This is a genomic window from Streptomyces sp. NPDC057280 (assembly GCF_042668605.1).
GTDB lineage: Bacteria > Actinomycetota > Actinomycetes > Streptomycetales > Streptomycetaceae > Streptomyces.
Map to the genome: position 1 here is coordinate 287,210 of NZ_JBHUYR010000006.1, position 23,741 is coordinate 310,950.

The 23,741-nt window shown below is 73.2% G+C and carries 17 protein-coding genes; 10 read left to right on the forward strand and 7 right to left on the reverse strand.

Annotated elements, in window-relative coordinates; genetic code table 11:
• Positions 1 to 23 precede the first annotated feature (23 nt).
• The 6 genes from ACFUO4_RS31360 to ACFUO4_RS31385 all read left to right on the forward strand — a co-directional run bounded on the left by ACFUO4_RS31360 (position 24) and on the right by ACFUO4_RS31385 (position 10,093).
• Entirely contained in the window at positions 24 to 2,021 is a 1,998-nt protein-coding gene (locus tag ACFUO4_RS31360) for a fatty acyl-AMP ligase (RefSeq protein WP_383491183.1), read from the forward strand.
• Positions 2,018 to 6,037 (forward strand): beta-ketoacyl synthase N-terminal-like domain-containing protein, encoded by a 4,020-nt coding sequence (locus tag ACFUO4_RS31365; protein ID WP_383491185.1) that lies wholly within the window; start codon positions 2,018 to 2,020, stop codon positions 6,035 to 6,037. Before ACFUO4_RS31360 ends, ACFUO4_RS31365 begins: the two co-directional genes overlap by 4 nt.
• Before the next feature lie 26 nt (positions 6,038 to 6,063).
• Positions 6,064 to 6,999 carry an alpha/beta hydrolase gene (locus ACFUO4_RS31370; protein WP_383491187.1) on the forward strand — a complete coding sequence of 312 codons (936 nt, stop codon included), beginning with the start codon at positions 6,064 to 6,066 and terminating at the stop codon, positions 6,997 to 6,999.
• 122 nt (positions 7,000 to 7,121) lie between these two features.
• Complete coding sequence (locus tag ACFUO4_RS31375; protein ID WP_383491189.1) at positions 7,122 to 8,342, forward strand: PucR family transcriptional regulator; 1,221 nt, start codon at positions 7,122 to 7,124, stop codon at positions 8,340 to 8,342.
• A 135-nt stretch (positions 8,343 to 8,477) separates the two neighbouring features.
• Positions 8,478 to 9,119, forward strand: a complete 642-nt coding sequence (locus ACFUO4_RS31380; RefSeq protein ID WP_383491191.1) for a cutinase family protein — start codon at positions 8,478 to 8,480, stop codon at positions 9,117 to 9,119.
• A gap of 233 nt (positions 9,120 to 9,352) precedes the next feature.
• The gene (locus ACFUO4_RS31385; protein ID WP_383491193.1) at positions 9,353 to 10,093 is read left to right on the forward strand and encodes an alpha/beta hydrolase; all 741 of its coding nucleotides are present in this window, start codon (positions 9,353 to 9,355) and stop codon (positions 10,091 to 10,093) included.
• A gap of 57 nt (positions 10,094 to 10,150) precedes the next feature.
• Here ACFUO4_RS31385 and ACFUO4_RS31390 read toward each other — a convergent pair whose 3' ends face one another.
• From ACFUO4_RS31390 to ACFUO4_RS31410, 5 genes are all read right to left on the reverse strand, one after another.
• Complete coding sequence (locus tag ACFUO4_RS31390; protein ID WP_383491589.1) at positions 10,151 to 10,951, reverse strand: endonuclease/exonuclease/phosphatase family protein; 801 nt, start codon at positions 10,949 to 10,951, stop codon at positions 10,151 to 10,153.
• A gap of 156 nt (positions 10,952 to 11,107) precedes the next feature.
• Positions 11,108 to 13,099, reverse strand: a complete 1,992-nt coding sequence (locus tag ACFUO4_RS31395; protein ID WP_383491195.1) for a hypothetical protein — start codon at positions 13,097 to 13,099, stop codon at positions 11,108 to 11,110.
• A 196-nt stretch (positions 13,100 to 13,295) separates the two neighbouring features.
• Positions 13,296 to 15,179, reverse strand: a complete 1,884-nt coding sequence (locus ACFUO4_RS31400; protein ID WP_383491197.1) for an NlpC/P60 family protein — start codon at positions 15,177 to 15,179, stop codon at positions 13,296 to 13,298.
• A 111-nt stretch (positions 15,180 to 15,290) separates the two neighbouring features.
• Positions 15,291 to 16,610 (reverse strand): AMP-binding protein, encoded by a 1,320-nt coding sequence (locus tag ACFUO4_RS31405; protein WP_383491199.1) that lies wholly within the window; start codon positions 16,608 to 16,610, stop codon positions 15,291 to 15,293.
• A 122-nt stretch (positions 16,611 to 16,732) separates the two neighbouring features.
• A complete protein-coding gene (locus tag ACFUO4_RS31410) occupies positions 16,733 to 17,833 on the reverse strand; it encodes an endonuclease/exonuclease/phosphatase family protein (RefSeq protein ID WP_383491201.1) in 1,101 nt (366 codons plus the stop codon).
• A gap of 87 nt (positions 17,834 to 17,920) precedes the next feature.
• Between ACFUO4_RS31410 and ACFUO4_RS31415 the strand changes: the two genes are divergently transcribed.
• Both ACFUO4_RS31415 and ACFUO4_RS31420 read left to right on the forward strand, forming a co-directional pair.
• Positions 17,921 to 18,616 carry a response regulator transcription factor gene (locus tag ACFUO4_RS31415; RefSeq protein ID WP_383491203.1) on the forward strand — a complete coding sequence of 232 codons (696 nt, stop codon included), beginning with the start codon at positions 17,921 to 17,923 and terminating at the stop codon, positions 18,614 to 18,616.
• Between the two features lie 10 nt (positions 18,617 to 18,626).
• Positions 18,627 to 19,718 carry a sensor histidine kinase gene (locus tag ACFUO4_RS31420; protein ID WP_383491205.1) on the forward strand — a complete coding sequence of 364 codons (1,092 nt, stop codon included), beginning with the start codon at positions 18,627 to 18,629 and terminating at the stop codon, positions 19,716 to 19,718.
• 7 nt (positions 19,719 to 19,725) lie between these two features.
• Here ACFUO4_RS31420 and ACFUO4_RS31425 read toward each other — a convergent pair whose 3' ends face one another.
• Positions 19,726 to 20,835: a DUF5937 family protein gene (locus ACFUO4_RS31425; RefSeq protein ID WP_383491206.1), complete on the reverse strand. Its 1,110-nt coding sequence runs from the start codon at positions 20,833 to 20,835 to the stop codon at positions 19,726 to 19,728.
• Positions 20,836 to 20,921: 86 nt separating this feature from the next.
• Between ACFUO4_RS31425 and ACFUO4_RS31430 the strand changes: the two genes are divergently transcribed.
• Positions 20,922 to 21,491: a peptidase inhibitor family I36 protein gene (locus tag ACFUO4_RS31430; protein WP_383491208.1), complete on the forward strand. Its 570-nt coding sequence runs from the start codon at positions 20,922 to 20,924 to the stop codon at positions 21,489 to 21,491.
• Between the two features lie 94 nt (positions 21,492 to 21,585).
• Positions 21,586 to 22,593 (forward strand): threonine/serine dehydratase, encoded by a 1,008-nt coding sequence (locus ACFUO4_RS31435; protein ID WP_383491210.1) that lies wholly within the window; start codon positions 21,586 to 21,588, stop codon positions 22,591 to 22,593.
• On the opposite strand, the gene ACFUO4_RS31440 is transcribed toward ACFUO4_RS31435, so the two are convergent.
• Complete coding sequence (locus ACFUO4_RS31440; protein ID WP_383491212.1) at positions 22,559 to 23,548, reverse strand: LysR family transcriptional regulator; 990 nt, start codon at positions 23,546 to 23,548, stop codon at positions 22,559 to 22,561. The genes ACFUO4_RS31435 and ACFUO4_RS31440 overlap by 35 nt on opposite strands.
• Positions 23,549 to 23,741 lie beyond the last annotated feature (193 nt).

The following is a 23,741-nucleotide window of genomic DNA, read 5'->3' on the forward strand; positions in this document are numbered from 1 at the left end:
GCGACGTCAGGAGCCACCACCCCATGGACCGCCGCCACCCCCCGCTCTCCCCCGCGTGCCGGACCCTTCCCGAATACGTGCGGCACTGGGCCGCCACCACCCCCGACCGGCGTGCCCTCACCTTCGTCGACTTCCCGGTGCCAGGCTCCCGCGGCGTCCACCGGACGCTGACCTGGCGGCGCCTGGACGTGCGTGTACGGGCGATCGCCGCCCGCCTCGCCGCGCAGGCCGAACCCGGTGCGCGCGTCGCGTTGTTGTGCCCCCAGGGCACGGAGTACGTCACCGGGTTCCTGGCCGCGCTCACCGCGGGGCTGGTCGCCGTACCGCTGTATCCGCCCGGCCTGCCCGGGCACGGCGACCGGCTGTCGCGGGTCCTGGCCGACGCCCGTCCCGCGGCCGTCGTGACCACGAGCCGGGCGGCGACAGAGGTGCGGGACCTGCTGAGCGGGAGCGGGACGCGGATCGTCTGCGCCGACGAGGTGCCGGACGACGAGGCCGGCGACCGGCCGCCGGTCGGCGTGGACGCCGACGCGCTCGCCTACCTCCAGTACACCTCCGGTTCGACACGGGCTCCGGCAGGTGTGGAGATCACCCACGCCAACGTCGTCGCCAACGCCGGGCAGGCCCTGGCGGCGTACGGCGCCGACACCCGCCCGGTGACCTGTGTGGGCTGGCTGCCGCTGTACCACGACATGGGGCTGGTGCTCAGCGTCGCCGCGCCCGTGGTGCGCGGCGCGCTGTCGGTGCTGATGGACCCGGCCGCCTTCCTCAACGAGCCCGTACGGTGGCTGCGGCTGCTCGGCACGCATCCGGGGACCATCGGTGCCGCGCCGAACTTCGCGTACGACTACTGCGTCGGCGCCGTCACCGACGAACAGAAGGCGGGTCTCCGTCTCGACGGCGTCACCGCGCTGATCAACGGCAGCGAACCGGTCCGCCCGGGCACCGCCGACCGTTTCCAGGCGGCCTTCGCCGACCGGGGCCTGCCGGTCACCGCGCACTGTCCTTCGTACGGGCTCGCCGAGGCCACGGTCTTCGTCAGTGCCGCCCGGCCCGGGCAGCCGCTCCGCCGGTTCGCGCTCGACCGGGACGCCCTCGCCGCCGGCAAGGCGCTGCCCGCGCGCCCCGACGACCCGAGGGCCGTCCTGCTGGCCGGCTGCGGCACCCCGGCGGGTCAGCGGGTACGGATCGCCGACCCCGTCAGCCGGGCCGTCCTGCCCGAGGGGGAGGTCGGCGAGGTGTGGGTGCAGGGGCCCAACGTCGGGCGCGGCTACTGGAATCGGCGGGCGGAGAGCGAGCGGGTCTTCGGCGCCGCCTTCGCCGCCGGGGCCGGCTCACCGGACGGGCGGTGGCTGCGCACCGGCGACCTGGGGGCGGTGCTGGACGGGCAGTTGATCGTCACGGGGCGGCTGAAGGATCTCGTCATCGTCGACGGGCGCAACCACTATCCGCAGGACCTGGAGGCCACCGCCCAGGACGCGCATCCGGCGGTGCGCCGCGACCGGCTCGCCGCGTTCGCCGTGCCGGGCGGGACGGGCGAGCGGGTGGTGCTGGTGGCCGAGCACGTACGGGCCGCCTCCCTCGCCTCGCTCGACGTACCGGCCGTGGTGCGGGCGGTGCGCGGCGCCGTCTCCGCACGGCACGGGCTGCGGCTCGCCGAGGTCGTGCTGGTGCCGCCGGGGGCGGTCGCCCGCACGTCCAGCGGCAAGGTGTCCCGGACGCTCACGCGGGCGCGGTATCTGGAGGGGGCGTACGGGAGGGAGGGCGGCGCGGCGACGGGGAGCGGGTCGGGGGGTGGCCCGGAGGCGGGGAGCGCGTCGGGGGGCAGCGCCCCGCGTAGTGGCGCGCCTGGTGACTCCATTGGCGGCGGGTCCCGCGGCGCGGCTGGCGGGACTGCCGGTGGCACGCTCGGTGCGGGGCCTGGCACCACGGCCGGTCACCCGCCTGGTGGCACGGCCGGTGATCCCCCTGGAGCCGCGCCCCCTTCCTCAGCCGGCATCGCGTCGAGGGCCGCCGGATGAGGGGCGTCGACGCGGCGGCGCTGCGGCGGCTGATCGCCGAGCGGGTGGCTTCGTGGCTCGGCACCGCCCCGGAGGACGTGCCGATGGACCGGCAACTCGCGGAGCTCGGCATGTCGTCGCGGGACGCGATAGCCCTGACCGCCGAGTTGTCCCGCGTCACGGGCTGCGAACTGCCCCCCACCCTGCTGTGGGAGGCGCCGACCGGGCAGGCGCTGGTGGCGCGGCTGTGCGGTACGCCTCCCGGCCCCGCGCCGCTGGGGAGGGCGCCGGGCGCCCCCGGCGAGCCCGTCGCGGTCGTCGGCGTCGGCTGCCGGCTGCCCGGCGGGGTGCACGGACCAGAGGACTACTGGCGGCTGCTCTGCGAGGGCCGGGACGCGATCCGGCGGGTGCCCGAGGACCGCTGGCGGGACTTCACGGCGTTCCCGCCCGCCGACGCACATCCCTACGGCGGTTATCTCGACGACATCGCCGGGTTCGACGCGGACTTCTTCCGCATCACGCCGCGTGAGGCCGCCGTGATGGACCCGCAGCAGCGGATGCTGCTGGAGGTCGTCCACGAGGCCCTCGACCACGCCGCCGTCCCGGCCTCCTCCCTCGCCGGCACCGCCACGGGTGTCTTCGTCGGCGTCTCCGCCCCGGAGTACGGGCAGTTGACCGGCGCGGACCCCGACGCCGTCGATCCCTGGGCGCCGGCGGGAGCGGCCCTGAGCGTCACCGCCGGCCGGCTGGCGTACGTTCTGGACACGCGCGGGCCGTGCCTGGCGGTGGACACCGCCTGCTCGTCCTCGCTGGTCGCGGTGCACCACGCGTGTGTCAGTCTGCGGGCGGGCGAGAGCGACACGGCGATCGCCGCCGGGGTCAACCTGCTGCTGTCGCCCGCCGTCACCGTGGCCTTCCGGCGGGCGGGCGCCCTCGCGCCGGACGGCCGGTGCAAACCGTTCTCCACTGCGGCCGACGGCATCGGGCGCGCCGAGGGATGCGCGGCCGTGATCCTCAAACGGCTGTCCCACGCCGAGCGGGACGGCGACCGGGTGCTGGCGGTGATCCGTACCACGGCCGTCAACTCCGACGGACGTTCCAACGGCCTCATGGCCCCCAACCCGGCCGCCCAGCGTGCCCTGTTGGAGACCGCCTACGCGCGAGCCGGGATCACCCCCGCGCACGTCGACCTCGTCGAGGCGCACGGCACCGGGACCCCGCTCGGCGACCCGATCGAGGCGGGCGCACTCGACGCGGTCCTCGGCCGCGGCCGTGACCCCGACCAGCCGCTGCTGCTGGGCTCGGTGAAAGGCAACCTGGGCCATCTGGAAGCCGCCGCGGGGGTCGCCGGCCTGGTGAAGACCGTGCTCGCCCTGCACCACGACCTGATCCCGCCCTCCCTGCACTGCGCTGACGACAGCGCGCTGTCCGGCCCACGGCTGCGTGTCGTGAGCGAACCCGAGCCGTGGCCCCGCTACAGCGGCACGGCCACCGCCGGAGTCTCCGGATTCGGCTTCGGCGGCACCAACGCCCATGCGGTGCTGGAGGAATGGCGCACCCCGCTCCCCGCACCGCACGACGCTCCCGCCGCCCGTCTGCACCTCCTGTCCGACACCGACCCCGAACGCCTCCGCGACACCGCGGGCCGCCTCGCCGGCTGGTTGCGCACACCCGACGGACGCGCGGCCCAACCCGCCGACGTGGCGCGGACTCTCGCCGGACGCACCGGCCGCGGCCCGGTCCGGGCCGCGATCGTGGCCCGCGACCGCGAGGAACTCGCCACCGCCCTCGACGAGTTGGCGGCCGGGCGCCCGGACGAGCGCGTCACGACCGGCGACCGGGACCTCGTGGGTCCCGGCACCGTGTGGGTCTTCTCCGGGTACGGCACCCAGTGGCCCGGCATGGGACGCCGGCTGCTCGCCGAGGAACCCGAGTTCGCCGCCGCCGTGGAGAAGCTCGACCCGCAGCTCGCCGCCGAGTGCGACGGCCTGTCCCTGTACGACCACCTCGCGGCCGGCACCGGCCTGGACCGTCTCGACACCGCCCAACCCCTGCTGTTCGGGATGCAGTTGGCGCTCGCCGAACTGTGGCGCGCGTACGGGGTCGAACCCGCGGCCGTGATCGGCCACTCCATGGGCGAAGTGGCGGCAAGCGTGTGCGCCGGTGCCCTGGACGTGGCGGACGGGGCGCGTGTCATCGCCGTACGGGCCCGGCTGCTGAGCGGACTACGGGGTGGTGCGATGGCCGTCGTGGATGTGGAGGACCGCGAACTCGGTGATCTGGAACGGGACTTCCCGGGGGTGTGGGTGGCTGTGCACTCCTCGCCGCGGCAGAAGGTCGTGACGGGGACGGAGGCGGCGGTGGGCCGTCTGGTCGACCGCCTGCGGGAGGAGGGCCGGGTGGCGCGGGCGATGCGGGTCGTGGGCGCCGGGCACTCCCCGCAGGTCGATCCGCTGCTGCCGGGGCTGACCGAGGCGCTGGCCGGGGTGCGGGGGCGGCGGGCCCGCGTGCCCGTCTACTCCACCGTCCTCGACGACCCGCGCGGCACCAGCGCGTTCGACGCCGCTCACTGGGCGGCCAGCCTGCGCAGACCCGTACGCCTCGACCGGGCCGTCGCCGCGGCGGCCGCCGACGGCCACACCGCGTTCCTCGAGATCTCACCCCATCCGGTGCTCACGGGCGCCGTCGCCGACACCGTGCCCGACGCGCTCGCGTCGGCCACGCTGCGTCGTGACGCGGACGGATCGGCCGCGTTCCTGGGGCAGTTGGGCGCCCTGTACACGGCGGGCCGGCGACTGCCGCTGCCACCCGGCCGGGTCATCGACCTGCCGAGGCCGCGGTGGCGGCACGTGCGGCACTGGTGGACGGACGGAAGGGCGGGGCCGTCGACGCGACGGCACGCCGGTACTGACGCGCGTTCACCCGAACACGGCCGCGGCCAGACGCAGTCGGCCGCACCACAGATGACCACCGGCCACTCCCCCGTCCTGGCCCGCCTCATCCACCACATCGCCACCGTGTCCGGCCACTCCCCGACCCGCGTCACTCCCACGGCCGCGCTCGCCGACCTCGGCCTGGACTCCCTCATGGCGGTCCGCGTCCGTACGGCCGTCGAGCGGGAGTTCGGCATCGAACTGCCGCTGCGCGACCTGCTCGGTGCCGCCACCGTCGCCGACGCGGCCACCCGCATCGAGCAGACCCTCCCCCAGTCGGCCGGTGGCGCGACCCCGCGTCCCTTGCGCGCCACCGGCTCCCGACCGCCGCTGTTCCTCGTGCACGCGGCCGGCGGTCCAAGCACCGTGTATCAGCCACTCGCCGAACGACTGGGCGCCGACCAACCGGTGTTCGGCCTCGACCGGCTCGACGAGTCCCGCACGGTCACGGACAAGGCGCGCCGCTACGCCGACGTGATCCGTTCCACCCACCCCGACGGGCCGCTGCTGCTGGGTGGTTGGTCCTTCGGCGGCTTCGTCGCCCAGGAGACGGCACGGCAACTGGCCGCCGACGGACGGGAGATACCGCTCGTGGTGCTCATCGACTCCGTACGGCCCCTTCCCCGCCCCGGGCAGACGCCGGGCGACCGCGTTCGGGCCCACCTCGAGGGCTTCGCGCGGTACGTCGCCGAAACCTACGGCGGGCGACTGGAGTTGCCCTACGACGAGCTGGTGGCGATGGACGACGACGGGGACCGGATCGACGCCGTGCTCGCCGCCGTACGAAAAGCCGCCGACGTGCCGCGCGCCGCGCTGGAGCACCAGCGGGCCTCCTACCTGGACCTGCGGATCGGCGAGGCGCACCAGCCCGGCTGGTACGACGGCCGCGTCCTGCTCTGCCGTGCCACCGAGCCCGCGCCGCACACGGTCCGCGATCCGGCGTACGAACGCGACGACGAGGCACTGGGATGGGACGAGGTGTGCCCGCGTCTGGAGGTCGTCCGGGTGCCCGGCCATCATCTGGCCCTGCTCGACCCGCCGTACGTGGACGAGATCGCCGCCCGACTCGGCCGAGCGCTCACCGAACGCATCCCCGCTCCCTGAACCGACCCCCGACGCGAGGAGCCGCCATGCCCGACCGCATCACCAGAATGTCCCGGCGCACCGTCGCGAAGGCGGCGACCGCCGGTCTGGCCGCCCTGTTCGGCACCGCCGCCGGCCGTGCCAGGGCGGCGACGCAGGTGGGGGCGCGCACCTTCGACGTGTCCGTGGCCTCGGCCGCCCTGCGCCGCAGCGCGCCGGTGCGGCTGATCCTGCCCGTGGGCTTCGACTCGGCGCCGGCCCGGAGATATCCGGTGCTCTGTCTGCTGCACGGCGCCCACGACGACTACACGTCCTGGACGCGTGAGACGGACATCGAGGCCTTCACCGCGGGCCGCGACCTGATCGTGGCGATGCCGGACGCGGGGCCGACCGGCATTCCCAGCGTCTGGCGCGACGGTGTCGACTACGAGACGTTCCAGGTGTCGGAGGTCCCCGCGCTGCTGGCCCGTGACTACCGGGCCTCCGGTGTCATGGCCGTCGCCGGGGTGTCGACCGGTGGGTACGGGGCGATGGCGCACGCGGCCCGGCATCCGGGCGTGTTCGCCGCCGCGGCCTCCTACAGCGGGGTCCTGGACACCACGGCACCCGGCGTGCCCGTCATCGTGGACGCGATCGTGGCCCGGGAGAACCTGCCCGCCGCCTCGCTGTGGGGCCATCCGATCCTGAACCTCCTCACCTGGCGGGACTTCAACCCCCGTGCCCGGGCCGAGGGGCTGCGCGGCACACCGTTGTACGTCTCCCAGGGCAGCGGTCTGCTCGGGGGCGGCGGCGATCCGCTGCCCGGTGCGCTGGAGAGCGCGCTGTGGTCCTCCGCACACGGGTTCACCGACGCGCTGGCACGCCTCGGCATCCCCGTGGACAGCCACTTCTACGCCGGAGGGGGCCACAACTGGGCTTACTGGAAAGGCGAGTTCACCCGGTCGTGGCCGATGCTCGCCCGTGCTCTGGGTGTTCCGGAGTGATGTCGGTGCCGTGGGGGCACGGAACGGAGCGGAGGGAACGCCCGTCCAATCAGGGACGTCCCTCGCGCCCCACGGGCAACTCCTCGCGGGCGAGCCGATTCCGGGCGAAAGGAGTGTCCGCGATGGCGTTCCCGACTCCGCGCGACGTGCCGAACGGACCCGGGGCCACGCCGGTCCCGGCCGAACTGGCCGAGCTGCTGCGCGCCCAACTGGCCGCCGTGGCCGACGCGGTGGAGGCGGAGGTCCGCCGCCAGGTGCCCGAGTACGCCCAGCCGCCCGACGGTCCGTACGCCAGGAACCTCAGAGCCGGTGTGGTGCAGGCGCTGACCCTGTTCGTGGACCACATCGCCGACCCGCGCGACGACGGGGAGTCGATCGCCGCGACGTACTACGCCCTCGGGCGCGCCGTGGCCCAGGAGGGCCGCAGCCTGGACGTGCTCCAGTCCGCGCTGCGGGTCGGCGGCATGCACGCCTGGCGCCGCATGGGCCGCACCGCGGAAACCCTCGGGCTGGACTCGGCGGTCGTGGCCGCCCTGGGCGAACTGGCGTTCCAGACCGTGCACGAGGTCGCCGAGGCCGCTGCCGCCGGGTACGCGGAAGGGCAGCTGCGCAGCTCGGACGAGCTGGAGCGGCGCCGTCGCCGACTGCTCGACCTGCTTCTCGGCGAGGACCCGGTGGCCCCGGAGGCGATACGCAAGCTGGCGCACAGCGCGCGATGGACGGTGCCGCGGCAGGTCGCCGTCGTGGCCCTCGCCGGCGGCCCCGACCGGGGCGAGGAGGACCGGCCGCTGGCCTCCTCCGGAGCGCTGGTGGACATGGATTCCCGGCCGCCCCGCATGCTGGTGCCCGATCCCGACGGCACCGGGCGATGGGCCGGGCGCGGTTTCACCCTCGCCTTGCGCGGCCGGCCGGCGGCGATCGGGCCGACGGTGCCGCTCGCCGAGGCGGCGCGGTCCCTGCGGTGGGCCACCCGGGCGCTCGGGCTGATGGGGCGCGGTGTCCTGCCCCGGCAGGAGGTGGTGCGCTGCGCCGATCATCTGTCGACGCTGGTGCTCCACGCCGACGAGCCGCTGCTCGGCCGGTTACGGACGCGTGCCCTCGCCCCACTTGACGCGGTGTCGGCGGGGCAGCGCGCCCGGCTCACCGAGACCCTGCTGGTGTGGCTGCTCAACGGCAGCAACGTCCCGGATGTCGCCGCCCGGCTGCACATCCATCCGCAGACGGTCCGCTACCGGCTGCGCCAGCTGGAGAAGCTGTTCGGCGACGCCCTGCACGATCCGGACGCCCGCCTGGAGATGATCCTGGCGCTGCGCACGGAATCCACCCCGCCGTATCGGGACTGATATCGGGCGCTCACCACGGAATAAAAAACCGCGGCAGTTCCATCATCGCGTTCATAACACCCTTTCAAGCAGCGCGAATACGTTGACGAAGTCCCTTTCGCAGGCGCTTCCCGCGCCCCCACCGCGGAGGATTTCATGCGTATCCGTTTGTGCTTGGCCGCGCTCTCGCTCGTCGGCGGGGCCGGCGTCGTCACCCTCGCCACGCCCGCGGCGTCCGCCGCGGCCTGCACGGATGTCGACGTCGTCGCGGCCCGCGGCACCTTCGAGCCGGGCACGCTCGGCTTCATCGTCGGCGACCCCGTGTATTCCGCGCTGCAGCGGAGAATCACCGGAAAAACCCTCTCCAGCTACAAGGTGAACTACCCGGCCGACCTCTCACCGACCTCGGCCGCGCAGGGCAACACGGATCTGGTGAATCACGTCAGTCAGCAGGCCGCCGCCTGCCCGGGCCAGCGTTTCGTTCTCGTCGGCTATTCGCAGGGGGCGAACGTCGTCGACAACTCCATCGGCATCAGCAGCGCCGGCGCGGTGGTCGGCAGCCCCATCGTCGCCACCCTGCCCGCCGCGGTCGAGCCGAGGGTCGCCGCGGTGCTGCTGTTCGGCAATCCGATCCGGGCCCTCGGCAAGAGCGTCACCGGCGTCTACCAAAGCCGCACGATCGACTTCTGCGCCACGGGCGACCCCATCTGCCAGAGCGGCGGGACCGACGTGGCGGCGCATCTGGGCTACACCGCGAACGCCGACGCGGCGGCAGCGTTCGCCGCGGGCAGGGTCTGAGTGCACGAAGTGCTGTTCCGGCGAGCGGCTCCGTGGCGATGGGTCACGGAGCCGCTCGCGGAAAACCCGTTGGCACAGCTCTGCGGCCGCTGCTAGCGTTCCGGAGGCCGTGCGAGAGAACGAGGAGGTGGTACCCGTGAACGTATCGACGTGGGTGCTCTCCTCCGGGGTCACGGTCGGGCGGTAGGTCGTCCGGGAGCGCCGTTTCCAGCGCACTCCCGAAAGGCAGCACCATGGCCCTTCGCTTCACTTCCGAACAGCGTCTCGACGACGGCGTCATCGAACGCGGATTCACCCTCGGCGAGATCCCCGGCTTCCTCTGGACGCCGTCCTCCGCGGCCGCACCGTCGCCGCTCATCCTGCTCGGCCACCCTCCGATCGGACTGCACACGATGTACCCCCGGTTGGTGGCGCGGGCCCGGCACGCCGCCGCCGACGGCTTCGCAGCGGCCACCATCGAGCTGCCCGGGAGCGGTGACCGGCCCCTGTGGCCCGCCCTCGAACAGGCCCGCGCCGAGCTGCGCCGGGCGATGCAAGCCGGCGAACCGGTCGGCCCGGAGATCATCGACCCCCTCGTCCTCCCCCTCGTCGACGCCGCGGTCCCGGAATGGCGGGCCGCCTTGGACGCCCTCCTGGCGCTGCCCGAGATCGGCGGCCCGGTCGGGTACTCGGGCGGGATCATCTCCATCGGCGTCCGCCTCGCGGCCGTCGAGCCGCGCATCGTGGCCGCCGCTCTCTTCGCCGGGAGCTTCGTGCCCCGGGCGATCGTCGAGGAGGCCCGCCAGGTCACCGTTCCGGTGCACGTCCTGCTGCAGTGGGACGACGAGGGCAACGACCGGCAGGCGGCCCTGGACCTGTTCGACGCCTTCGCCTCCAAGGAGAAGTCGCTGCACGCCAACATGGGCGGCCACACCGGTGTCCCGCAGTACGCGGCGGACGCCGCCGCCCAGTTCTTCACCCGGCACCTGAAGTGAGCCCGAGCCCGCCTCGATCGAGCCGTCGGGGCGGGCACCCCGGGCATCCCGAGCGCCCTAGGTCAGCTCCACGTCGGCCTGGAGCAGGTCGTGGTCCGAGTACGCGGTGGGGTGCACCTGATGCCGGAGCGAGGCGATGCCTCGCAGGAAGACGTAGTCGAACTTGCTGTACCAGTCGGTGGTCGTGTCGCAGCTGCCGGAGGCCTGGGGGAGGCACTGGGGGTCGGTGTCCGCGGCCAGGGTCCACATCGGGGCGAGTTCGGGGGATTCCGGCGTGGCGTTGAAGTCGCCGATCACGATCGCGCGGTCGTACTCGGCGACCGCCGCCGCGAGCACCCGTACCTGACCGACGCGCACCGATTCCTGCTGCCGCTGGGCGAGATGGGTGTTGAAGACCCGGACCTTCCGGCCGTTCACCGTGGTGGTGACCGCCAGGTACCCGCGGTCCTCGGAACCGCCGTCGGGATACTCCACCAGGACGCGGTCGGTCATCGGCGCCGCCGACAGCAGCGCCTGACCGAAGCCCCCCGGACTCCACGGCACTCCCCCGCAGCGGCCCCAGTTCTGCAGCACCGCCCCGTACTCGACGTGGTACACCAGCCCGTACAGGCTCTCCAGAAGGTCCCGGATCCGCTTCACGTCACCGGTGCAGGCCTCCTGCAGCCCGATCACCTGCGGCGCGTAGGTGGCGATCTCCGCCGCCCGGTCGACGTTGCTCTTCTCGCAGGGGTTGCAGAGATTCCAGGTCATCACCCGGTTCGGCACCACCTCGCCGGCGGCACCGGCCGGCAGCGGTCTGCCGACGAGGGCATCGCCCGGCGCGCTGGGGCCGAGCAGCAGCACGCAGACCACGATCATCGCGCCCGCACACAGCCGCGCGCCCCTTCCGAACACCGATGCCTCCCCGGACGAGCTCCGACGACTCCGTACCAGAGGCTATGCGACGCTCCTGTCGGCAACCTGTCGGCGACCGCCACCCGCCCTCGCCGGCTCGGGGAGGGCGGGTTGCCGGGGTCATCCGACGAGGTCGGTCTGCTCCAGGAGCAGGCGGTCCTCGGCCAGTTCGGCCGCGCCCTTGTCGGCCAGGGCGTTGACCGCCGCGTTGAAGCGCTCCATGGAGCTCGGGTGGTCCGGGCCCAGGACGTACTCCTTCAAGGTGCGGCGGTACGGTGCCATCGGGTCGTTCGCCGGTGTGCGCACCGAGCCGAGGATCTCCGGCAGTCGGGTGCAGTCACGGTCGAGGAGATAGGCGCCCCCGGCCGTGGTGTAGGCGGCCCGGAACTCCTCGTCGGGCAGGTCGTGGGCGTTGGTCAGGACGTACGGCTTGAGGCTGGCGACGAAGTCGGCGACCACCGAGGAGACGTCGCTGACGAGGATGTCGGCCTGGTTGAAGCACTCGTACAGCGTGGGCAGTTGCTCCAGGATGACGTGGTGGCCGCTCGTGCCGTGGCTCTCCCAGAACAGGCGGTGCCACTCGGCGTGCAGGGTGTGCCATTCGGCCGCGTCGTCGTGCTCGGGCAGCCGCGCCTCCCGGGTCTGCTGGGCGTCGTCGCCCTTGTGCCGTCCGGCCAACTCGTCCAGCCGGGACCGGATCTCCGTCAGCCGAGGGCGGACGGCGGCGAGCTCGGACTGCGACCGGACGGCCTGCCGGCGTTCGTTGTCGGCGTGCAGCAGCTCACGGATGGTCCGGTCGGCTTCCGCCGCCTCGGCCGAGCGCTTGCCGGTGAGCGGGTGCGGCTTGTAGATGATCCGTACGTCCTCGGCCAGGAGCTTCTCGATCAGCCGTGTGCCCATCGGGATGAGGGAGGTGTGGCAGTCGTCGTCGCTCCACCCCTCCCAGGTGGGGGCGTACATGACGACCGGACGAGGGCCGGGGAGGCGGTCGGCGTGGAGCCGGATCGGCGCCAGCTGCGGCCGGCCGACCTCGACGATGGCCGCGTCGCTGATGGCGTGCCGCACCCGGCGGTACCGGTCGCGCCCGGCCCGCCCGGCCACCCAGATCTCGTCGTAGACCTTGCTGACCCGGTTGCTGCTGGCCAGCTTGTCGCTGTCGCCGTGCCCGATGAAGACGTGCTTGGCCTCGGCGATGCGCAGCATGTGCACGTTCTTGCCGGCGTTGCCCGGGTAGAGGACGACGCGTACGCCGGACAGGTCCAGCTCCGCCAGATCGTCGGCCTTGGGCACGCACAGGACGGGCAGCCGGGTGCGGCTGAGGTGGCGGAAGGAGGCCCGTTCGCGCAGGATGATCAGCGGACGCCGATCGAGCCGCTCCAACGTCTCGATCCACATGTTCACCTGGTACATGAAGTCCCGCGACACCGCGGCGAAGCTGAAGTAGAGCGCCACCTCGGGCCCGTACGCGGCCAGTTGACGGTTGACCTCGCCGAACACGTCTTCCTTCGACGGCATGTGACGCGCCCTCAGGTACTGCACCGCCAGCGCGAGCACCGCCAGCGCGGTGATGCCGACGGTCAGCGCGAAGCCCGCGTACGCCCAGGCCCAGGTCCCGGTGGCCAGCGCCACCAGGAAGCCCGCGTGGGCCAGGAGGTCGAGGTGCAGGAGCTTGCGCAGAAAGCGCCGGAACAGCAGGGCCGGCGGCTGCTGCGGGAGAGGCAGCCCACTCATGTCCAGGTTGCGCACCACCAGCGGCAGCACCCGGCGCCGCCGTACCGCGTGATGCAGGGCGGTGTACAGCATCACCAGCGCGAAGTGGACGCTGAAGACGGCGAGCGCGGCCACCAGCATCGCGTCCGGCGCGTCCATCCGCTCGGCCAGGGCCAGCAGCATCACCGTCCGGACGGCGAACCGCAGCGTGCGGTCCAGCTGAAGCGTCGCCAGCCGGCGCACGAACCCCGGCGAGCGGACATGCAGCGCCTCGTCCGCGACATAGCTCACCACGGACGCCACCGCGAAGCCCCCCAGCCACGGCAGCAGAGCGAACACCGGCAGCGCGACGAAACCCGCCGCCAGCAACAGAGCAAGAAACAGGTCAGTCGTCCCGCGCACCCTCAGAGCACCACACAACTGACGCACCATCATCGACAAGGTTCCCCCCACGGAACTTGTGCACGGCTGTATCACCGTTGGTCACCAGTTCGACCCGGGAGGACCTCGCATGGTTGTGCACCCAGAGATCACAAAATGTTCAACTGTGATTCATGAGAGGTTTGAGAAGCCGCGACACACCACGGGGCAAGATGTGTCAGGCCGGGCGGATCGCCCCCTTGATCGCCGACTGACCGGCGAAGAACACCGACTCCTCACGGACGGCCGCTCCCGGACCCGGGGCGTGGATCATCAAGCCGTTGCCGGTCCAGATGCCGACGTGGCCGAGGTCGTCGTGGAAGAAGACCAGGTCCCCCACCTCCACTTCGGCGAGGGCGACCGGTGTGCCGACCCCGGCCTGTTCCTGAGCGGTGCGCGGGAGCGTCACCCCGGCCATCTTCCAGGCGGCCTGGGAGAGACCGGGCGCGTCGAAGGACCCCGGTCCGGCCGCTCCCCACACGCAGGGGCGGCCGATCTGCGCACGGGCGAAGGCGATCACGCGGTCGGCCTTCGTGGTGTGCCCCGCACCGACCGCGCCGGTGAACGCCGGTGCGGTGACCGGCGGTTCGGCGACCGGCAGGTGCGTGACCGGCGGTTGAGGCGGTTCGGCGACCGGTAGTTGCGCCACCGGCGCTTCCGTGACCGGCGGCTGGGTGACCGGAGGCGCGGCGACCAGCGGCGCGGCGACCGGCGGTTCAGCGACCGCAGGATCGGTGACCGGCGGCGCGGTGACCGACGGCAGTCCGGCGCCATAGGTCGCCGTGGTCGTGCCGGTCGGCCAGTCGGTGGCGTAGGGGGCGGTCGGATCCGTGGGCACACCGGTGAGATACGGGGCGATCGGGCCGGTCGCCGGTGCGGCGCCGTAGGGCATGGCCACGGTCACGGGGGGACCCGCGTCGTAGGAACCGGCAAGGGTATCCTGAGCGGTCGGCGGTGTCGTCGCGGCAGGCTCCGGGGTGGCGAACGCGGTGGGCTCGGGCAGTGGCCACTGCGCCCGGTTGCCGCCGAGGACCGGCAGCGGGCCGGTGCGCCAGACGTCCTCCTCCGACCGGGTCCCGAAGGCCGCGACGGCCCCGACCGGCGGGAAGGGCGCGGCGGGCTCGGCGGCCAGGTCGGGAGCGGGTCCGGCGTTCCACTCCGCGACGGTTCCAGGGGCGGGCTCCGGCGCGCCCCCGACGTTCCAGTCGGGAGCAGGCCCGGCGTTCCACGGCGGCACGGACGCCACCGGCAGCTTCGGGGCGAGCGCGGCGCTCGGCTCCGGAACGGGCCATGCGGTGCGCTCCGCGACAGGTCCAGCCGCCGACTCCGGAACGGGCCACGCGGTGCGCTCCGCGACAGGTCCAGCCGCCGACTCCGGAACGGGCCACGCGGTGCGCTCCGCGACAGGCCCGGCCACCGGCTCAGCGGTGGGCCACGCAGTGCGCTCCGCGACAGGCCCGGCCACCGGCTCAGCGGTGGGCCACGCAGTGCGCTCCGCGACAGGCCCGGCCGTCAGCTCCCGGGCGGGCCATGCGCCGGGCTCCGGGGCAGGTCCGGCCATGAGCTCCGGGACAGAGCCGGCGGTCAACTCCGCCACAGGCCTGGCGGATTGCGCCGGAGACGACATGGCGGTCAGCGCTGACGGCGCTCCGGCGGCAGGCGTGGGCGCATCGAGGGCGAGGGGCTCGGCAGGGCGCTGCACGGGGCGGGCGGGCTGCGGCGCGCGGGCCGGGCGACTGGGACGCTCGGGGCGGTCCGGGCCGCGCCCCTGCGGCTGGGTCGCCGGCACGGTCGGCCCCAGCTTGGCCCGGGCCACGTCGAACCACTGGCGGGTCAGATCCCTGAGCGCCGGTTCCGCGGCCTCCTGGGAGCCCCCTCGGGCCGCCGCACCCCGTTGCCGAGGAATCGCCGCCGCGCGGGTCGCGTTGAAGGTTCCCGTGTCGCTCTCGGCCCTGTCGTAAAGGCTGTTGATCCGTCGGCGGACCTCGTCACGGCTCGGCGCCTCGACCCCGTCTGTCGACGCGCCACCTGAGGACTGCGAGAGCAGGGGTTCCGGCGACATGGGACGGCTCCTTCCGTACGAGAGCGCACGAGACGGCCTGCCTTGCGGAGGAAGTCGTGCGGGCAGCGACCAACCTAACCAACTTGTGATTCTTTAGTGAAGGTTGAAGGGTTAAATGCCCGATACGCTTCTGTGACCTTCATCCCTTCCGGAGTGATCGCGCACCACGACACCCGTACGGAAGTAGCCGTCGTCGGCGAAGGAGCGGGCATCGAGATCGGGCGCCCGATAGTAGCCGCGCACCGTGTACGGACCGCGGACCAGGAGTTCACCGGGTTCGCCCTCGGGTACGTCCTCGCCCTCGGCGTCGACGATCCGGATCTCGGCGTCGGGTGCGAGCGGGCGGCCGTGCGGCTCGGACGCCGGGGTGAGGATGAGCAGCCCCTCCGGCATGGCGTGGACGCGCTGTACGCGGCAGGCGAAGGCGGCCTCCAGCTCTTCCGCCGTCACCCCCTCCGCGGACGCACCGCCCAGCTGAAGAAGCCGCAGGCTGCCCAAGTCGGCGCCGCTTGAGGAGAGTTCGCGGAGCCAGTGCCGGGCGACAGCGGGCGCGAGCGAGGCGTGGGTGACCCGCTCCCGTTCGATGAGGGCGAGGCATTCCGCCGCTGTCCCGGCCGCGGCCTGGACGACCGTACCGCCGGCCATGAGGGTGCCGATGATGCCGGGGCAGCCGAGCATGAGGCTGAACTCGGCGGACGGCGCCGCCAGATACACATCGCCCTCGGCGAGCCCTGCCGTCTCGGCGCCCACCCGCGTCTGACAGGCATAGTCGTCGTGGGTGCGAGGGACGAGCCGGGGCGTGTCGGTGGTGTCGGCGGCGAGCAGGAAGAACGCCACCTCCTCGGCGCTCCGCACGAGGGGGCGGTCGGACGGGGCGTCGACGGAGCCCAGCGGGAAGTAGTGGCAGCCGGATGCATCCGTCGCCAGGCCGCCGTACGGGGAGGCGGTGCCGACCGGCTCGTAGGTGAACACCCGCCGCAGGAAGGGCCATCGGGCGGCGATGTCCGCGGCCATGGCCCGGTGGTCGAAGCCGTCGTGCACCGAGGGACCGACATAACCGGCGGCCTCGGTGACCCGGGCGGCATGGGCCACCTGGGGCGCCCGGTGCGTGACGGGGCAGAGCACGGGGATCGTGCCGGCGCGCATCAGCGCGAAGATCGTGACGACGAGTTCGGGCACGTTCGGCAACTGCACGAGAACCCGTTGGCCGGGCCGCAGGCCGCGCAGCCGGAAGCCGGCGGCCATGCGCTCGACCCGCCGGTTCAGCTGCGCGTAGGTGAGGCGGATGTCGCCCTGCACGAGCGCGGTCCGGGGCCCGTACTGCAAGGCGCAGCCGCGCAACAGGTCGTCCAGCGTGTGACCACGCCAGTGCCCGGCCGCCCGGTAGCGCTCGGCGAACACGTCGGGCCAGGGCGTACAGCCGTCGAGCATGGAGATCCTCCGCGGTCTCGGGTCCCGGTCGTCGCAGTCTCCCCGCCTCGCGGCGGCCCCTCGTACCGGCAGAACCCACAAAGATCCCTACGCCGCCCCGGCCTCCCCTACGAACACGATGTTCACCAGCTGATTCCGGCCGCCACCGGCAGATGGTCACTGCCCGTCGCCGGCAGCACCCACGAGCTCTCGGACGACACTCCCCTGACCAGGATCTGGTCGATCCGGGCCACCGGGAACGACGCCGGCCAGGTGAAGCCGAAGCCGCCCCCCGCCGTCTCCTGGACCGAACGCAGCCGCGAGGTGACGGAGTCGAGGGCGCGGTCGTCCGTGGTGCCGTTCAGGTCGCCGAGGAGGACGATCCGCTCGCTGCGGTCGGCGGCGAGGGCCTCGCCGAGCGCCCGCGCGCCCATGTCCCGCGAACCGGTCCAGAAGCCGCCCCTGGGCATCACGCGTACGGAGCCGAGGTGGGCGACGTACACCGTCAGCGGGCCGTGGTCCGTGGCGACGGTGGTGCGCAGTGCCCGTTGGTAGCCCATCTTCTCTTCCACCGATTTGGTGGCGCCCAGCGGTCCGGCGTCCTGCTTGATGTCGACCGGCCGGGTGTCCGACAGCGGCAGCCTGCTCCACAGTCCGACCGTGCCCAGCACCGCGTGGTGGGGGTAGGTCTTCGCCAGTTCCTTCTCGTACGTGCCCTTGGCCGGCTCGGCCAGCTCCTCCAGGGCCAGCACGTCCGCCCCGGACGCGGCCAGGTCCCGGGCGGTGCCCGCCGGGTCGGGGTTGTCGGCGCCGACGTTGTGGCTGACAAGGGTGAGATCGCCGGCGCCGTGGGACTTGTCGGTGAGCAGCACCCCGAAGAGGCCCAGCCACACCGTCGTCGGCAGGAGCAGCGCCACGACGGCCGCGGCGGAGCGGCGCCACAGTGCCCCCACGAGCAGCGGCGGGACGAACAGCCCGAACCACGGAAGGAAGGTTTCCACCAGGCTGCCCAGGCCCCCGCGGTCCGTGATCGACGCGTGCAGCAGCATGACCAGGCCCAGCAGCAGTGCCAGCGCCGCGAGGACCGGGCCCCGCCTCCAGGGTTCCGGCCGCAGGACGCCGCGGAGCGCCCGGCGGACGCCCGCTCGCCAGGCGGAGGGGCCGGCGTCCCGCCGTACGGGGTCCTCCTGGGGCCGTTCCGGGGCGTGGGCCCGCACCCATGTCCGTGGGGTCGTTCGAGTCATGCGACCAGTCAAGGCGGGGCGGTGTTGCCTGGCCGTATGCGGTTTTCGATATGCCGGCGATATGTGGGGGCTCGTAGCCTGGAGTGCATGCGTGTGCTGATCGTCGAGGACGAACCGTATCTGGCAGAAGCCGTCCGCGACGGGCTGCGTCTCGAGGCGATCGCGGCCGACATCGCGGGTGACGGCGACACCGCGCTGGAGCTGCTGAGCGTCAACTCCTACGACATCGCCGTCCTCGACCGCGACATCCCCGGGCCGTCCGGTGACGAGGTCGCCAAGCGCATCGTCGCGTCCGGCAGCGGGATGCCGATCCTCATGCTCACCGCGGCCGACCGGCTCGACGACAAGGCCTCCGGCTTCGAACTCGGCGCGGACGACTACCTCACGAAACCCTTCGAACTGCGCGAACTCGCCCTCCGGCTCAGGGCACTGGACCGCAGACGGGCGCACAGCCGACCGCCGGTGCGGGAGATCGCGGGGCTGCGCCTCGACCCGTTCCGCAGGGAGGTCTACCGGGACGGCCGGTTCATCGCGCTGACCAGGAAGCAGTTCGCCGTGCTGGAGGTCCTCGTCGCCGCGGAGGGCGGGGTCGTCAGCGCCGAGGAACTCCTGGAGCGGGCGTGGGACGAGAACGCCGACCCGTTCACCAACGCCGTGCGCATCACCGTGTCGGCACTGCGCAAGCGGCTCGGTGAACCGTGGATCATCGCCACCGTGCCGGGCGTCGGCTATCGCATCGACACGCAACCGGGGGCCGGGGGCGCGGGTGGGGACCGTGGATAGGCAGCCCGGGATGAGTGTCCGCCTCAAGCTCACGCTCAGCTATGCCGGGTTCCTCATGGTCGCCGGTCTCCTGCTGCTCGCGGCGGTGTGGCTGTTCCTGCTCCGGTACGTCCCCGACCGGGCGATGCTCTACAACCCCGACGACCGGCCGTACGGAGTGTTTCCCATCCGGTCCGCACTCCTCGGGGTCTTCGCCCCGCGGGCGGCGGCGGTGCTGGCGTTCCTGCTGGTGTTCGGGCTCGTGGGCGGATGGCTCCTGGCCGGCCGGATGCTCGCCCCGCTGACCCGGATCACGGACGCCACCCGCCTGGCCACCCACGGCTCGCTGGCCCACCGCATCCGGCTGCCGGGCCGCAGGGACGAGTTCCGTGAACTCGCCGACGCCTTCGACGCGATGCTCGCCCGGCTGGAGGCCCACGTCGCCGAGCAGCAGAGGTTCGCGGCGAACGCCTCGCACGAGCTGCGCACCCCGCTCGCGATCTCGAAGACGCTGCTCGACGTGGCGCGCGACGACCCGCACGCCGACACCGGCGAACTCGTCGAGCGCCTCCACGCCGTCAACGCCCGGGCGATCGACCTCACCGAGGCGCTGCTCCTGCTCAGCCGCGCCAACCAGCGGTCCTTCGTCCCCGAACCCGTCGACCTGTCCCTCCTCGCGGAGGAGGCCACCGAAACGCTGCTGCCCCTCGCGGAGAAGCACGGGGTGACCATCGAGACGGACGCCGACCTCGCCCTGACGAGCGGCTCCCCGGCGCTGCTGCTCCAGCTGACCACGAACCTGGTCCACAACGCGATCGTCCACAACCTCCCGGAACACGGCACGGTACGGGTCGGCACCGGTGTCCGCGGCGAGACGGCGGTGCTCACGGTCGAGAACACCGGCGAGCGGCTCACCCCGGAGCGGGCCGAGACCCTCACCGAACCGTTCCAGCGCGGCACCGAGCGCGTCCACGCCGACCATGCCGGCGTCGGCCTGGGGCTGGCCATCATCAAGACCATCACGCAGGCGCACGGCGGAACGCTCACCCTGACCCCGCGCGCCACGGGCGGGATCCGCGTCGCGGTGGAACTGCCGGCGTGCGTTCCGCGGCCCGCCGGATGACAGCACGTCAGGGAAGCGGCGCGCCGCGGGACTCGACCGCGCCCGGAAGGGGTGCACGGCCGGCCTCGACGGGGTCCGGGAGCGGCGCGCCGCCGGACTCGACGGGATCCGTCTTCCGGAGGCGTCGCAGTCGTTCCTCGCCGCGCTCGTTTCGTTTGAGCAGGGCCGCGCCGAGCGGGGTCAGGGTGTGCACGACCGTATTGGCGTACCGGTGGCTGGTGATGAGGCCGGCGTCGCGGAGCAGCGCGGTGTGGTGGCTGGCCGTGGTGGGGGTGACGCCGGCGTGCCGGGCGGCCTCGGTCGTCGTGGCCCCGATCGCGGCCGCGCGCAGGACGGCGGCGCGGGTGGGCCCGAGCAGGCCGTTCAGGGGCGCGGCGGCGGTACGGGGGACCGTCGGCGGGAGGTGCTGGACGGGGTAGAGCAGGACGGGCGGCAGGTCGGGGTCCGCCAGGGCGACGGGGGCGTTCCAGCAGAAGTAGGAGGGGATCAACAGCAGTCCGCGCCCGTCGAGGTGGACGTCGCGGCGCCGCGGATAGCCCGGGATCTCCAGTGTCGGGTGGCGCCAGCGGATCGCGGGCGACAGGCCGGCGAGCATGGCCTCGGTCCCGGCGCGCAGCAGCGTCCGGGTGTGCCGGGTCCGCTCGGCGTACAGACGCTCGTGGATGTCCTCCTCGTACGGGGCGATCACGGCCCGGTGGTAGGCGCGCAGGGCGTGCACGAGCTCGCCCCGGGTCTCCCGCTCGGCCACCCGGTGCGCCCAGGCCGGACCGCCCACCGTCCCGCAGAGCCGCGTCACCTCCTCGGTCACCCGCTGGCGCGGGGTCGCGAGGATGCTCTCCAGCGCGGCGTCCAGACCGTCGACGCCCTCGGTCGGCGTGAGGAAGTCGGGGAAGTAGCGGGCCCGGGGGAAGAGCGGCATGAGCAGTGGCATGACGGTGCGGTCCAGGCCGCTCCGGTGGAGCGTCGAACGGGCGGTGCGGTACCAGAGCGCGTGCGCCCAGCGGCCGTCGCGGGTCTGGAAACGGTGCAGGCTGGCCGCGACTTCCCACAGCGGATGAGGCCCGGCCGCCACGGTGAGGCGGGTCAGATCCTCAGGCGTGAAATGAAAGCGGAGCATCCCATTCACCCCTCTCTCCCCGTCTGCCACCTGCGATGTTTCACCACGCTCGCATGAGCATGACAGTGACGGAGGGTGCGCGGAACATGAGTTCACGCCAGCCGGATCCGCCGGGCGAAGCGGGGCTACGGGGCGCCCGGCACCGCCGTCGCAGGACCGCGGTCGACTCGGCGCCCACGGCGGATCACGGCACCGACCACCAGAAGGGGATCCGTATGTCCTCGCACGAGCACGAGAGCACCCCCGAACCGCGCCGGTCGCGCCGGTTCCGCCGGCCCCTCGCGGTCGCCGTCCTCACCGGCGCCCTGGCCTCCCTGAGCCTGGTCGTGCCCGGCACGGCCAACGCCTCCGCACAGGCCTGGGAGTGCAGCAGCGGCGATGTCTGCGTCTGGAACGCCACCAACGGCACCGGCAGCCGGTGTTCCTGGACCAACGCCGACCCGGACTGGTGGAGCGGCTCCATCCAGTGTTCGTGGTCCGACACCCAGAACGCCCGCTCGGCCTACAACCGCGGCACGTCCTCCTCCTACGCCGGCGTCGCCTTCTACTCGGGCGCCAACTACAGCGGCTACCTCGGCTGCCTGTCGCAGAACGGCGGCTGGGACGACGACTTCAACGTCCGGATCCGCTCCCACCGCTGGGTCACCTCCTGCTGACCCCGCCCTGACAACGGGGCCGGCCTCGACGAGGCCGGCCCCTTTCACGCGCATCGCTTCGAGCCTGCGACGGGGCTCGCTACGCTCGTGCGCCATGCCGCCCACACGCCTCGACACCGCCCGCATCCGCGCGGCACGCCAGGTGATCGACCCGATGTTCCTCGACACCCCGCTGTACCGCTGCGACGCGCTCGAACCCGAACTCGGCTGCGCGGTGAGCATCAAGCTGGAGACGGCGAACCCGGTCCGCAGCTTCAAGGGCCGCGGCACCGAACTGGTCGCGAGCCGGCTCGCCGCACAGGGACCTGGAGCCGTGGTGTGCGCCAGCGCGGGCAACCTGGGTCAGGCCCTCGCCTGGTCCGCCCGCGACCGCGGCCTCGATGTCACCGTCGTGGCCTCGCGCTTCGCGACCGCCGCCAAGCTCGACCGTGTCCGCGCGCTGGGCGCCCGGCTGGAGTTGGTGGACGGCGACCACGAGGCGGCCCGCGAGCGCGCGGCGGCCATCGCGCGGCACGACGGCATCAGACTGCTGGAGGACAGCCTCGACATCGAGACCTGCGAGGGCGCGGCGACCATCGGCCTGGAACTCGTCGCCCAGCCGCCCACCGTCCCCGCGTACGACGCCGTCCTGATCGCCCTCGGAGGCGGGGCGCTGGCGACCGGCGTGGGGCATGTGCTCAAGGCCCTGGCACCCGGCGTCGAGGTGATCTGCGTCCAGCCGCGGGGCGCTCCGGCACTGACCCTGTCCTGGCGTGCCCGACGGGTCGTCAGCACCGAGTCTGCCGACACCATCGCCGACGGTGTCGCCGGCCGGCACCCCATCCCCGCCGTCCTGGACGACCTCCTGCTGGTCGCCGACGACGCCGTCCTGGTCGAGGAGTCCTCGATCATGGCCGGGATGCGGCTCCTCCTTCACCACGCCGGGCTCGTCGTCGAGCCGTCGGCCGCACTCGGCGTCGCGGCGGTCCTGGAGGACCGCGACCGGTTCGCGGGCCGGCATGTGGTCACGATCGTGTGCGGCGGCAACGTGGACATGACGGCGTACCACCGCTGGACCGGTACGGCGCTCACGCCCGGTCAGGATGCTCGGCCGCAGCTGTGACGCCGGAGGGTGCCGCGGGTTCGGTGCTCCGCGCCTGGTGCAGGACCTGGCGGGCCACTTCGCGCAGCGCGGCCACGGCGGGCTTGTCCCGGTTCTCGGGCAGCCAGGCGAGTTCGGCGGTGGAGACACCCAGCTCCGGAACGTCGACATAGGTGATGCCGGCGCGCGGATACAGGCGGCGGGCGGCGGCGGGCAGGAAGGTGATCGCCTGTTGCTGCGTGACGGCGAGGACCATGGACTCGGTGTCCCGGACCACCGGCCCGAACCGGACCCGCGTCCCGTCGGGGCGCGGGTTGACCGTGAGGTGGTCCCACCACGCGCGCGGTACTTCCGGCGGCATGTCGACGACCACGCGGTCGGCGAGCTGGGCGAGGGTGAGCACGTCCCGGTCGGCGAGCGGGTCGTCGGCGGACAGACAGGCCACGCGGGTCTCCGTCGCCAGGTGCAGGGACTGGATGCCCGGCGGCAGCGGGCCGCGCAGAAAGGCGGCGTCGATCTCGCCGGTGCCGAGCCTGCTGAACATGTCGACGAACGTGAGGTTGCGGACCTCGATCTCCAAGTCCGGGAGGCTGCCGCGGAGTCGGGCGAGAATGGCCTGGGCGTACGGCATCGCCGCCTCGGCGCCGAGACTGCCGATCCGCAGGCGTCCGCGGGTGGTCCCGGCATGGACGTCGGCGGCCTGGAGCAGCCGGGCCATGGCGTCCACCACCGCCCTCGCCTCGTGGACGAGCCCCTGACCGGCCGGGGTGAGCCGCACGGCCCGGCCGCCGCGTTCGACCAGTTCGACGCCCAACCGCTGTTCCAGCGACCGGATCTGCTGGCTGAACGCGGGCTGGGTGACGTAGACGCGCGCCGCGGCTCTCCCGAAGTGGAGTTCCTCCGCGAGGACGAGCAGCAGACGGAGTTGGTGGATGCTCGGCTCACGTGTGCCGCCGGGCCCACGACCAGGACTCATACAGGAAATCCTATCGAGAAGGAGCGGATCCTCTCCGCCTCCTGATCTTTCCGGTGCGGGGCGGCCTGGACAGGATCGACACAGCCGCCGGGCGGACCCGCAGGCGATGACGTGGCCCTTGCCGCGGCGAGGGGACGGCAAGGGCCCGCCTCTCGCCGGTCGTCGGCGGACCGATCCGAATCTCATCGCCGTC